Source organism: Herpetosiphon sp. NSE202, assembly GCF_042688385.1.
In the GTDB taxonomy this organism is placed as follows: Bacteria; Chloroflexota; Chloroflexia; order Chloroflexales; family Herpetosiphonaceae; genus Herpetosiphon.
In genome coordinates this window covers 54,850-67,431 of sequence record NZ_JBHUPY010000021.1, presented here as the reverse complement: position 1 = coordinate 67,431, position 12,582 = coordinate 54,850, and the positions used below count along the sequence as shown (strand labels likewise).

General features: G+C 51.7%; 9 protein-coding genes. 2 read left to right on the top strand and 7 right to left on the bottom strand.

Annotated elements, in window-relative coordinates; all coding sequences use genetic code 11:
* Positions 1–67: 67 nt before the first annotated feature.
* Positions 68–1,141 carry a threonine synthase gene (gene thrC, locus ACFMKP_RS21725; RefSeq protein WP_382295028.1) on the bottom strand — a complete coding sequence of 358 codons (1,074 nt, stop codon included), beginning with the start codon at positions 1,139–1,141 and terminating at the stop codon, positions 68–70.
* 533 nt (positions 1,142–1,674) lie between these two features.
* Here thrC and ACFMKP_RS21720 point away from each other — a divergent pair.
* Complete coding sequence (locus ACFMKP_RS21720; protein ID WP_382295026.1) at positions 1,675–2,844, top strand: hypothetical protein; 1,170 nt, start codon at positions 1,675–1,677, stop codon at positions 2,842–2,844.
* Between the two features lie 285 nt (positions 2,845–3,129).
* Here ACFMKP_RS21720 and ACFMKP_RS21715 read toward each other — a convergent pair whose 3' ends face one another.
* Positions 3,130–3,495: a DUF1294 domain-containing protein gene (locus tag ACFMKP_RS21715; protein ID WP_382295025.1), complete on the bottom strand. Its 366-nt coding sequence runs from the start codon at positions 3,493–3,495 to the stop codon at positions 3,130–3,132.
* Between the two features lie 104 nt (positions 3,496–3,599).
* Positions 3,600–4,949: a hypothetical protein gene (locus ACFMKP_RS21710; protein WP_382295023.1), complete on the bottom strand. Its 1,350-nt coding sequence runs from the start codon at positions 4,947–4,949 to the stop codon at positions 3,600–3,602.
* A 535-nt stretch (positions 4,950–5,484) separates the two neighbouring features.
* On the opposite strand from ACFMKP_RS21710, the gene ACFMKP_RS21705 reads away from it, so the two are divergent.
* Positions 5,485–7,641, top strand: coding sequence for a hypothetical protein (locus ACFMKP_RS21705; protein WP_382295021.1), 2,157 nt, complete (start codon positions 5,485–5,487; stop codon positions 7,639–7,641).
* 19 nt (positions 7,642–7,660) lie between these two features.
* Here ACFMKP_RS21705 and ACFMKP_RS21700 read toward each other — a convergent pair whose 3' ends face one another.
* The 4 genes from ACFMKP_RS21700 to ACFMKP_RS21685 form a co-directional block, all read right to left on the bottom strand.
* Positions 7,661–8,179 (bottom strand): ATP/GTP-binding protein, encoded by a 519-nt coding sequence (locus tag ACFMKP_RS21700; protein ID WP_382295019.1) that lies wholly within the window; start codon positions 8,177–8,179, stop codon positions 7,661–7,663.
* A gap of 17 nt (positions 8,180–8,196) precedes the next feature.
* Positions 8,197–9,579: a glycogen synthase gene (locus tag ACFMKP_RS21695; protein WP_382295017.1), complete on the bottom strand. Its 1,383-nt coding sequence runs from the start codon at positions 9,577–9,579 to the stop codon at positions 8,197–8,199.
* 134 nt (positions 9,580–9,713) lie between these two features.
* Positions 9,714–11,357, bottom strand: a complete 1,644-nt coding sequence (locus ACFMKP_RS21690) for a tetratricopeptide repeat protein (RefSeq protein ID WP_382295015.1) — start codon at positions 11,355–11,357, stop codon at positions 9,714–9,716.
* A gap of 18 nt (positions 11,358–11,375) precedes the next feature.
* Positions 11,376–12,530 (bottom strand): helix-turn-helix domain-containing protein, encoded by a 1,155-nt coding sequence (locus ACFMKP_RS21685; protein ID WP_382295013.1) that lies wholly within the window; start codon positions 12,528–12,530, stop codon positions 11,376–11,378.
* Positions 12,531–12,582 lie beyond the last annotated feature (52 nt).

Below are 12,582 nucleotides of genomic sequence, written 5' to 3'. Positions count from 1 at the left end.
TTGCTGCTCAAACGCCAGCATGTGGCTAAATTAATAGCATCAAAACCAACTCACTCTCGCCGCGCCACTACAGATTTAAGGCTGCCACCACGGCGCTCAATTCAGCAGGAATGGCCTGCGGAACCGAGAACTGCTCGACGGCCAATTGTGGGTCTTTCAAGCCGTGGCCAGTAATCACCGCCACAAACCGCCCATTGGGATCGATACTGCCACTCGCCAAGAGCTTGCGAATGCCAGCCAGCCCCGCCGCCGAAGCTGGCTCGCAGAAAATGCCTTCGAGTGCAGAAAGATCGCGCCATGCAGCCAGAATTTCTTCATCGCTGACATGATCGATCGTGCCTTCCGATTCGTCGCGAGCATTGACGGCCAAATGCCACGAAGCAGGGTTGCCAATCCGAATCGCGGTTGCCACGGTTTCGGGATAGGCAATTGGCTCGCCGCGCACGATTGCCGCTGAGCCAGTAGCTTCGAAGCCCAAAATCTTGGGCAAGCTTTCAGAACGATGCGCTTCGTAATAGCGTTTGAAGCCCATCCAATAGGCCGAAATATTGCCAGCATTGCCAACTGGCAAGGCTAAGTAATCTGGTGCATCACCGAGCACATCGCAAATTTCGTAGGCAGCAGTCGCTTGGCCTTCCAAGCGATAGGGGTTGACCGAGTTGACCAAGGTAATTGGGTGTTGGTCGGCCAAAACGCGCACCATATCGAGGGCTTGATCGAAATTGCCTTCGATGACCAACAATTTGGCTCCGTACATCAAGGCTTGAGCCAATTTACCCAAGGCAATTTTGCCTGCTGGCACGACCACCACGCATTCCATGCCCATGCGGGCGGCATAGGCAGCGGCGGCAGCACTGGTATTGCCGGTCGAGGCACAAACAACAGCTTTGCTGCCAGCTTCTAAAGCCTTGGCAATTGCCATCACCATGCCACGATCCTTGAACGAACCAGTTGGATTCATGGATTCGAGTTTGAGCCACAATTCGCGCACACCCAAGTGGGCGGCCAAACGGGGCACATTGATCAATGGAGTGTTGCCTTCGTGCAAGGTAACAATCGGAGTTTGGGCGGTGATCGGCAAAAATTGGCGGTAGCGTTCGAGTAACGGCACCGCCGAAGCATGGGTGGTTAGCTGACTCATAGCTGGTGTATCCTACAAAAAAAGCCCCTTCCCAAGGAGGAAAAGGGCATCATCGCCGATAGCGCTGATTATAGCATATTTAGATTATTGTTGAGTTAGTTACTGAAGATTAGCAGTTTTTTAACCACGAAGAACACGAAGAGCACGAAGGATCGGAACCGCGAAGATCGCGAAAAGCGCGAAGGCTTAGTTTTAGCCACAGCTTGGCACAGATTCGGAGGATGAGGCTTTTAACTTCATCCCTCATCCTTCATCCTTCATAATTTCGTGGCTCCGCGCCGCTGCGTTAAACGATTGATCCACGAAGGCTGTTTTTAGCCACGAATTCCACGAATAATCTTCTGAGTTCTAATCCTTGATCTACATTTCATTTGATCTTGGTATTAGTCACAAGCTGATGCGCTGTTTGTGGGCATGCCGTCGGCGGAATGCCGACCATTCGCTCATTGATTGTCCCTGTTTTCAAAGAGTCTTTCCACATCTGTGTTATACTTGTGCTTTATACACTTCATAGAGCCTGAAAAAAGGTATTAATGCGCCCGACCCCCAACGAGATTGATTGGTCTACGATTGGTACGCATATCTATCAACGGCCTGAGAGGATTCCCCAAGCATTCCGAGATCTCAACGCTAGTGATCCTGAGGTTCGAGAATACGCCCGAAATTTTCTGCTTGGTCATGGCCAAGACTTTGGCTCGTATTATGATACGACACCACTGATTGTAGGTTTTTTGTTAGACATCCTTGGCGATCCGGATACTCCCGATCGCTCGGAAATTATGATGGCCTTGGGTGGACCCTTCTGGGGGATGCTTACCTCTTGGGGCACGATTGCGATGAAGCGCATTCAGGTTGCCATCTATGCCATGGCCAAAGAACGCAGAGGAATCTTAATCACCCTGCTCAGCGATGCGGAAGTTCCTGTACGCAAGGGCGCTGCCATGTTGCTTGGTTATCTCACAGAGGATCGTCATGAGCTTGTGTCGATCCTCCTCAATCACGCGGCCCGCGAAACAGATGCTGAGGTTGGAAGCGAACTCTGTCAGAGCGTGAAACGCCTGCTCGCTGATTCGATGGGATGGAAAGACTTTGTGAGACTTGATCCCATTCCCATGTTCTACGACCTCATTTTCCGCCACCCGCTTATGGAAGTGCGAGTAGCTGCGGCACAAGCGGCTGTCGAGATACAACATGCGCATCATTCTATGCGGCAATATGCTAGTCTTTGGCAGGAGATCACACGACTCTTGCTCGATACGTTTCTTGTCCAGACCCAGCATGTGCGACTCCCAGATGCATACGATGATATCGCAACGGTTGCACCTTTGCTAAGTGATCTCTCACGACTTGCCCCAGAGCCGCTTCTTGCAGCAGTGACACGGCCAGACATCAGTGCCGAACAGGCCCATTTGCTAGCAAGGGCCATCATGATCTGTGCATGTATTCCTGGTGACAGGATTGCTGTCTATTGGCAAGAAATCTCACTTTCACTTGTTCCATGGCATGACGAACGTGTTTTTCGCTACCGCCCACAATCTCTTATCCACGAACGATCTCCATTCCGATGCGATCTGATACAGGCATTGGTGGATACCCCCCGTGTCTGGGATATTCCGACCACTCTGTTCTCAGCCTGGTTTAGTATGCCGGATAGTCGAGAGGCTCTTGCCATGTGGCTCACCCAGCACACCGCTGAGCGCTAATTGTCCGCATGGTGATAGAACGCGATGAGATGGGAAGGGAAACCTTGGGGCCATGGTTTCCCTTCCCATCTCACGCAAACTTGATGCCGTGCATGGCAGAGCTTTTGCATCTGCGGTAGACCCCACAGCATGATGCCTGATATTTATTTTAATACTGTAGCTCTGCGCCTCTCCGTTAAACGATTGATCTACGAAGGCTTTTTTCGCCACGAATTTCACGAATAAACTTCCGATAGCCCAAAGCCAATAGCCAATAGCCTATAGCCTTATTTTTGCGATTACGGCTCAATTTACCAAGAAATTGCGCACCAACCCGACGGCTAATAAGCCAACAACTTGGCAGCCAACAATCAGCCAAAAACCTTGCAAAAAGCTGGTTTTTTGCGATTTATGCCGAAAAAACCAGATGCCAATCACCGCCCCCAAAGTTCCGCCAAAAGCCACAAATAGCAACAATGTGCTCTCAGCAATGCGCCGATTACGACGGTCTTTTGATTGCTGCTTATCAAGAATAAAGGCAATCAGGGTGATGAATGAAATAACGATCAGCCCAATTAGGCCATAACTATAGCCCAAATTAAATGCCGCCCCCAAACCAAAGGCTACCAAAAAATGACCTAAACCTGCTGGAATTCGCCCACGTTGCGCCATTGTTCAACCTCAATCACAAACGATGCAGGCTATTATAACGAAAAAAGGTGGTGCTTCGGGAAATACCCGAAGCACCACCTTTGAAACAGTTAGTCGATTGTGAGTTAGTTACAGTGGCCTGGGCCAATCAAACCGTTGTTATAGCGATCCAATTGGGTAGCATAGCTGTTGCCAGTGCTGGCGGCTGCGCCACTTGGCTTGCTGCCTAATGGATATTGTTGCAACCAAGCGTCGGCGGCGGCAATCGTTGCATTGATCGCGCTACCATTGGCACCTTGAGCGGTGTTCAACTTGGCAGCAATCAATTGATGGATCAAGATATAGGTTGTGTCGCCACGTGTTGGCGTGTTGAAGATGGCCATCAATTGGCTTTGGTTGTAGGTTACGCCGCCAACAACCAAGGTCGTTACTGGCCAAGCACTTGGGTGATTCTTCCAGTAGCCTTGGGTATAGCTACAATCCTTGCCAACAGGTGTGCTGGTTGGGCTTGGAGCAGGTGTTTTGGTCGCCGTAGGCACTGGTGTTTTGGTTGCCGTTGGTGCAGGCGTGTTGGTCGCCGTTGGCGCAGGCGTGCTGGTCGCCGTTGGTGCTGGCGTGTTGGTTGCCGTTGGCGCAGGCGTGCTAGTTGCCGTTGGCGCAGGCGTGCTGGTTGGCACTGCGGTTGCGGTTGGTTCTACGGTTGGAACCGTGGTTGGTTCTACCGTTGGTTCTACGGTTGGAACCGTGGTTGGCTCAACCGTTGGTTCTGGCGTTGGCTCAACGGTTGGTTCTACGGTTGGAACCGTGGTTGGCTCAACCGTTGGTTCTGGCGTTGGCTCAAGCGTTGGCTCAACGGTTGGAACCGTGGTTGGTTCTACGGTTGGTTCTGGCGTTGGCTCAACGGTTGGAATGACACCACAATAGTTGGTGCCACCAGTGTGGCGAGCAGTGATCAAGCGTTCGCCATAGCGCTGGCCATCGAGTGAGTGCAAGACTGCGCCATAGAACAAGTCGATTTGAGCGGCACATGCAGGCACGCCAACATTCAAGGCCAAAATTGAGTTTGGCCCAACTCGGCCAGTATCCCACGAATAAATCACTTGATGATCAATCACTTCATCCATTTTTTCGTATGAAGCCATACCCACATTGTAGGAACATGTGGTTGATTTATTCTGAATTTTGCCAACTGAATTGCTTGAGAACCAGCCCGAAAGATCAACTTTTGGATTACAGACTGGCACAGCAGTTGGGGCGGTGGTTGCGGTTGGCGCAACCGTTGGAGCTACTGTTGGCTCGGCGGTTGGCTCTGCTGTAGGTTCGGCGGTTGGCTCAAGCGTTGGCTCAGTTACCGTATCAACGCTTGCGGTGTCGACTTTGCTCACGTTAGCAAACGTGGCGCTTGGCCCACCGACAGCCAAAATTGTTGCAAGTAGTACAACCCTGGTTGTCCATCGTCGCAGTGTCGGGGTCATAGGAACTCCTTACAATAAAAAATAGTTAAAAAATAATAAATTAACCCAAATAATATGCTACTAGCTAGTATAATGTCATCAATTTGTAATAGCTAGTTCAACATGAGCGTGATCTTTTTGTGGTAAAGGGACTATGTTTAAGCAGTACTCGTGTTATTTTCGTTCGTAAGGTTCTTCGTAAGGTTCGATTATTTAAAAACCTATTCTATCATCAGAATAGTCATGAAGTGAATATTTAAAACATTTATTTCAGTTTTTAATGTAAAAATATTTTATTTATCCTCATCTATTCATTAAATCATGTAAATATTTATTGATTAAACGTATTAATCTAAGCAACATGGACTTGATTTAATTGCGCAACAAGTACTAATCAAAAAAACCACTGTTACTCACCCTTTTGCTAGGAGTTGGTAACAATGGTTTGCCGTAAGTCAGCCCTATTAACGAGTAAGCGTTAGGTTCCAAAACTTCTGGGGAATGCTCTATAATTGGCAACTTGATGCTACAAGCTCGATTTGTTGATAGGTGGATTATGCTGCTTGGTTTGCGCTCGCGTTGGGGAAGTCTGTTGCCATTGTTGCTGTTGTGGCTGATTATTGGCTGGTGGGCCAACGCTCAACCAACCCGCCAAGCAGATGTGTTGCAGCATAGCTCAACCAGCGTTGGCGGCCTGTATGGCCTTGAACAATCGAGCACATTGCCAGGTGCAAGCGGCCCAACCAGCCGCAGCTATCGTTGGAGCAATGGCAATTTGCAGGTACCACTTTGGCCGAACGCTGGGCATGCACGTGTAGTTCAGCTTGAATATTTGGCCCCATTCAGCCCCACGATTCTGCAATTTGAGCAAACCCAAGCCTTGAGCTTGCCAATGCAGCCTGAGCTACGCCAACTCAGCGTATTTGTGCCAGCGCAGATCAAGCAGGTTAATTTCATCAATCATCCAAGCGCGCAAAATGGCCGGCCGTTGGGTTTGTTATTGAGCAACCTCAATTGGCAAGAGCTAGGCGCAACTAGCTGGTCAGGTTTGCAGGCGGCAAATCCATTTAATGCTAGCAATTTGTTGCTGCTGTGTGCTGTGGCAATCTTACTGAGCCTTGGGCTGGCACGCCATTGGATCGCGTTAGCTGGTACGGCATTAAGCCTTGGTTTGGCAGTTTTTGCATGGTCGAGCAATTGGCTGCATCGGGCAGCAATTAGTAGTTTGAGCCAATTTGTGTTGGTCGCAGCCCTCGCGGCAGGAGTGTGGTATGGCTGGCAGCGCTGGCAACGACCAATCAATTGGCGTTGGCTGCTGGTGGCAATTTGGCTGATTACGACCGTTTGTTTGTGGACTCCAACCGTGCAATATGATGGCGTTGGCTACTATGCTTATTTGCGTTCAGCGGGGATTGACCACGATTTTGATTTTAGCAATGAATTCAGCCAAACCCCGCTCGAACTCAACACAGGCGTAAAAATTACCAAAACTGGCTATGCCGCTAATCCATGGAGCGTTGGGCCAGCTATGGCCTTTGCGCCGCTGTGGTGGCTGGGCCATGGCAGTGCGCTGCTGGGCGGTTGGCCAAGCGATGGCTATAGTCAGCCCTATTTGGCCCTCACCACTTGGGGCAGTGCCTTGGCTGGCTTGATCTTCATTTTGAGTTGCGAGGCTCTGCTGCGCCGCCAATTTAGCCCCAAGATTGCCGCCTTGGCAACCATCAGTGTCTATCTGGCCAGCAATTTACTCTACTACAGCTTATTTCAAGGAGCCTACGCCCACAGCCTTTCGGCGGCTTGCGTGAGCCTGATGGCGCTAGCAAGCGTGCGTTTGCGCGAGCAACCAAGCCTTGGGCGTTGGGTGCAACTTGGCCTAACCATGGGCGCAACGATTGTCAGCTATTGGATTGGCGCATTGGTGCTGATTTTGCCAGCACTGATTATTTGGCCCTTGCTGGTTGGCAAACACCGCCGCACATGGCCAGATTTGCTCAAAGGCTTATTGCTTGCGGCGCTGGCTGGGCTGCTGGTGGTGTTGCCACAGTTGGCAATGTGGAAGTTGCTCTATGGCTCGTGGCTAACGATTCCGCAGGGTGGAAATTTTGCCACGCCACGCAGCAGCCAGCTTTGGCCGATGTTAGTTGGCTCGCTTTACGGCATGCTTTGGTGGACTCCAATTTATGTGCTTGGTTTGCTGGGGCTTGGATTAAGCCTCCGCCAGCGCCAAGCTTGGCCGTATCTCGCAGCGGTGATTATCTATTTAATCTATATTTCGCGCTTGCCCGATTGGCATGGCAGCGGAGCCTTTGGTTTGCGCCGCTTGACCACAATCGCGCCATGTTTGGCGTGGGGTGTAGCTGCATTGTTGCAACGTTGGCGACGCTGGCCGAGCGCAGCAATTGGCATGCTTGCAAGTTTAGCCTGCTGGAATCTAGCCCTAATGGCGCGTTATATCACCTATGCAATTCCGCGGGGCTATCCGGCGATTGCTGAGCTGCCACTGAGCACAATTCTACTCTCCAACGAGCCATTAGAACTATCGCGGCTTGGCATGCTGCTTGGCAACGGCTGGTTTGGCAGCCAAGCGAGCAATTTCCAAGGGCGCAGTTTGTGGATATTCTTGGGATTGTTGGGCAGTTTAGCGGGCGTATTGGCGCTTGGGCGTTGGTTGGGGCGGGCCAACTCGCCCAGCCTCAATGAAGAAACTGACTGAGTTGGCTTGGAAGATTGAGCTATTTGTGGGCATCACGCAGAAAGCGCCGCACCACTTCGCGCACCGAATTTTTATCGGTCGCCGTGCACAAATAAATATGAATTTCTGGCGAGAGATTTAATTGTTGGCGTAGCTCAGCTTGGCTGATTACGGTGTTTAAATCGCTTTTATTGGCCACAACTGCATACGGCACCTCGCCATGGTCGCGGAATTGGGCCAAAATTGTTGCTGCATCGTCGATCGTTGCAGGCTGTGAAAGATCGACGAGCACCAAAAAGCCGTCCATGTTTTTGGCCAAAATATCGCGCATAAAGTCGAAACGGGTTTGGCCAGGCGTACCAAATAATTGCAAAGTATAATCGTCGAGCCTCACGCGGCCATAATCCATCGCAACAGTCGTATTAGCTTTAATCCGCTGCTCGTCGGGCGATGAGGTGGCTTTATCGGTATTAACAGCATTAATATCCGATAATGATCGAATAAAGGTGCTTTTGCCCGTGTTAAAGGCTCCAGTGATCACGAGCTTAAATGGTTCCACAGGAATGCTCCTTTCATTTAGCGCAAGCTCAGCGCCCAACGGTACACATCTTCATAACGCGTTGCGGCGGTATCCCAGCTAAAATCGTGGCTCATAGCGCGCCGCATAAAATAGCTCCAATCGTTCGGGTAGCGATAGGCGGCCAAGGCGCGGCCTAAAGCATGCAGCATGGCCTCGACGTTGTAGTCGCTGAAGACCACCCCAACGCCTTCTGGTTGGCTCATATCTGGCACAGTATCGACTAAGCCGCCCGTTGCCCGCACCACCGGAATTGTGCCATAGCGCATGGAGATCATTTGGCTCAAGCCGCAAGGCTCAAAGGCCGAGGGCATGAGAAAAATATCGGCCCCAGCATACACCCGTTGTGCTAAGGGCGCATTAAATCCAATATAATTTGCCACCCGATCGGGCGCAGCGCGGCTGGCATCGCGAAACGCATCTTCGTAGGGGCCATAGCCCGAGCCAAGCACCATCAGTTGAGCATCAGTGTCAGCAATAATTTGGCCGAGGCCTTGCACAATCAGATCAATGCCTTTTTGGCTATCGAGCCGCGAAACAACCGCCACCAATGGCACATCAGCCCGCTCTGGCAGGCCAACTTCACGTTGCAGCGCTGCCTTACACACCGCCTTGCCAGCCAGATCATCAAGGCTAAATGGTTGGGCAATATGCTGGTCGGTGGCTGGGTCAAAGTGGCGTGGATCGATCCCATTCAAAATGCCAATTAAGCGATCAGAGCGCTCGCGCAGCATGTGGTCTAGCCCAAAGCCATATTCAGCACGCTTAATTTCCTCAGCATAGGTTGGGCTGACGGTGGTAATGACATCGCTGGTATACAGCGCTTGCTCCATCAAATTGAGTTCGCCAAAGGCATCGTAGACCCCAACCAAGGGCCAAGCGTCGTTGGCGAAGCGCCCTTGATGGGCCAAATTGTGAATTGTAAAGACCAAGGCAGGTCGCGCAGCATTGCCCCAAGCAATCCGAATGGCGGCGGCTGCATGCCAATCGTGGGCATGAATCACATCGGGCCACCAATCCATCTGGCGGCAAGCTTCGAGAGCAGCGTGGCAAAAGAGGCCAAAACGCACATCATCATCGCCATGGCCATAAATCGTGGTGCGCGAGCCAAAGAAATATTGATTTTCAATAAACCAAGTATGTTGATCGGCAGTGGCCCAAAGTTGACATTCTTCTGTGCGCCAATCTAAGCGAACTGGGAAATTATCGCGTAGCTGCCCCAAATTCCAGCGCAAAGGGTCAATCGTACCATAGCGTGGGATCACCAGCCGAACATCAAGCCCCCGGCGACGAAGTGCCTCTGGCAATGCACCCGCCACATCGCCCAACCCCCCAACCTTGACAAATGGAACGCTTTCCGCTGCCAGAAACAAGACCTTCATGGTTGCCCCTTTGCGCTCGCAACAGGAAAGGGCATCCTGTGCTTGCCTGCATTATACTCGTTCAGTTGGCTTGATAGAAGATCGCGTTTGTTGCCACGGCAGGCTTATTGTTTGTGAATATGATCGCTAGCAAGTTAGTTGTCGTTAACCGCTTGGGCTAGCGGTGGGCATTCCCAACCAACCGCAGCGAATGGTTGATGCATGTGCAATACCCGTTGCAGCACGCTCGCAGTGCTGGGTGCATTCAATTGAGCTTCGGCCACAATTCGATAATATTCATAGCCAGTGATTGCTGCTCGCTGAGCCAGTTGCTGCCATTCGTGCTGGGCAGTTGCTTGATCACCGCTGGCATGGCAGATCAGCGCCGCTAAACAGGCATAATCTAGTGCAGCTTCGCCATTGCCTGCTGGCGGCAAGCTTTGGCTCAAGCGGCTGCGAGCTTGCTCAGCACCATCATCAAGTAAACTTAACAGCAGGGTGTGGCGTTGCCAAGCCATGTGCAGGCCGCTATTATTTTGGGCCTTTGCTAAGGCCGCAAGCTGTTCAAGGCCCTGACGCGCTGCGGCAAACTTAGCCTGCAAAAGCTGACAGAGCACCGCCGTATCGAGGATTGTCCCACGAAACAGTGGCTCGCCAGCAGCACCAAGTAGTTGCAAATGTTGGCTACTCATTTGTTGTGCTTGGTCAGTTTGGCCTAAAGCAAGCAAGGTAATTGCGATTTGGTTGCGCGAATTGAACCAGCCTTGTTGATCGGCGATCTGTTGCTTCAGCGCACAGGTTTGTTCGAGGGTTGCCAAAGCTTGCTGTGGCTGGCCACGCATTAGCTGAATAATGGCTTGGGTGTGTTGCAGCCGAGCTTGAGCATACAGATCGCCAATTTGGCGCAAACCAGTTACGGCCTGCTCGATCGTCGCCTCTGCCTGCTGCAAATCGCCTTTGGTGTAGTACAGATTGGCGAGATTGGCCAAGGCTCGCGGGCGCACTCGCTCCAAACGGCCAAGCTTGGTTTGGGCCAACACGTCGTGCCAAGTTTGAATACTGGCCTCAATTTCGCCAGTGTATTGCTGCACAATGGCTATGGTTCCGCCAGCCCGCGCCCGAATTTCGGCCAGCGTCGGAATGTGGTTCGCATCAAGCTGGTTGGCCAAACCAATCGCTTGTTCGGCAGCTGCACGGGCATGGCCAAATTGCGATTGCAACAACAGTGCTTTGCTGAGCGCCATCTGCAACAAGCCATGCAAGCGAATTTCCGCGCCATCAAGATTGGCAATTGTTTGTTCGAGCAAGCTTTGGGCAGTAGTTGCTTGATTGAGATGGAGCATTGCGCCCGCCAAACGCCAAACCAAATCCGCGCGTTGGGTTGGCTGCCATGCCACAACCAAAGCCTCGCGAAAGATCGCCTCGGCGGCGCTGGCTTGGCTGGTTGCCATCAGAAATTCGCCATAGGTTTGCAGCCATTGCAATAAACAGCTTGGATGTTGCTGCTCAATGGTTGGACGCATAGTCTGCAACATCAGCGCAGCAGCACTCGCCAAACCCCGATCAATCAAGTGATCACGTTGTTGGTACAAGCAATCCAAGGCGGCTGGAAGATCGGCAGCAGCGATCGAATGCTGGGCAGATCGAATTGGATCAAGCTGGTGTAAGGCATTGGCTAATTGACGGTGCAAACCTTTGCGCCGCGCAGGTTGGCTGCGCAATTTGGCATACAAATAGTCTTGGACCAAGGGCAAAACAGTGGCATGGCTTGGGGTATCAATCAACTGGCGGCTGGTCAAATCGCTCAGCGCTTGGTGTCATTGATATGGCCCATCGACCGCAAAACTACACTCCATTGGCCATTCGGCGTGCAAATTCAATGGGTGAGCAGCAACCGCCAAAAGCGTTAGCAAGCGTTCGCTGCTGCTCGGCAATTGGCGCAGCAGCTGTTCAAGCACAAAACTGGCAATCTGTGGCTCATCAATCAAATGCTGCAATCCAGCAGCAGCAGCACGACCGGCCAATAAGCCAATCGTTAACCGCAATAACCCAGGATTTGCCTGGGTACGTTCGATCACATGTTGGCCTGCTTCAACGCCATAATGGTCAAGCAAGGCTTGGGCTTCGTTCGGCTCAAATCCATGCAAAGCCCAATAGTGAAATCCTTGCAAATTGAATTGCTCACGGCTCAGCACCAGCATGTGGCTGTTGGTTTTTTGGGCTAGTTGCTCAAGCATCAGCCGCAACTGGGGCTGATCGATCAAAAGGTGTCCATTATCAAGACACAGCAAGGCCGGAATTTGCTGCAAGCCATGGATTACTAGCGCTAGCTGGCGCTCGAAACTCAAGCCAAGCTCACCATCATTGGGCAGATGTAGCAATGGTTCAACCTGATCAGCGCCGTGGCTCAGCAAAAACAACGCTAATTGGCGTAGCAAAATCTCGCTTGTAAGGTTGATTGTGGCAGTAAAACTGAACCAAAAACAGCGCTCGCCCCAGCCTTGTGCCAGTTGGCTAGCGAGCACCGTTTTGCCAACCCCAGCTAGGCCATTGACAAGCAAATAGCGTTCGCTGGCTAAACGTTGTTGGAGTTGGCTCGTGGCCTTGCGTTCAATCAAGCAAAACGGCAATGGTGGTGGCAGCTCAAGCAAACCAAGTTCGCTCTTCTGATGCGCGATTTTTTTGCTCACCATGACCTTGGTTCCAGCCAATGTTTCGCCGCGCGCTGCCGCTGCAAGCTCCAACAACCGCGCCACACTCGTTGCATCATCATTTAGATCGAGGGCTGGCACTATTAATGCTACCACGCTGGTCAGGTCGGGCAGGCGTTGATTATTTTCCAAGCGCGAGATATGGGCCTCGCTATAGCCCGTCGCAATTGCCAAATCGCGCTGAGTGAGTCGCGCTCTGCGCCGCAGAAAATGGAGCAGCGCACCGAACGTCGCAAACGAATCAAGCTTAACTGCTGGCATGAGAAGCCTCCTCAATGGCGTGGAAAGTGGTCATGTCACAAACTCGTCATTC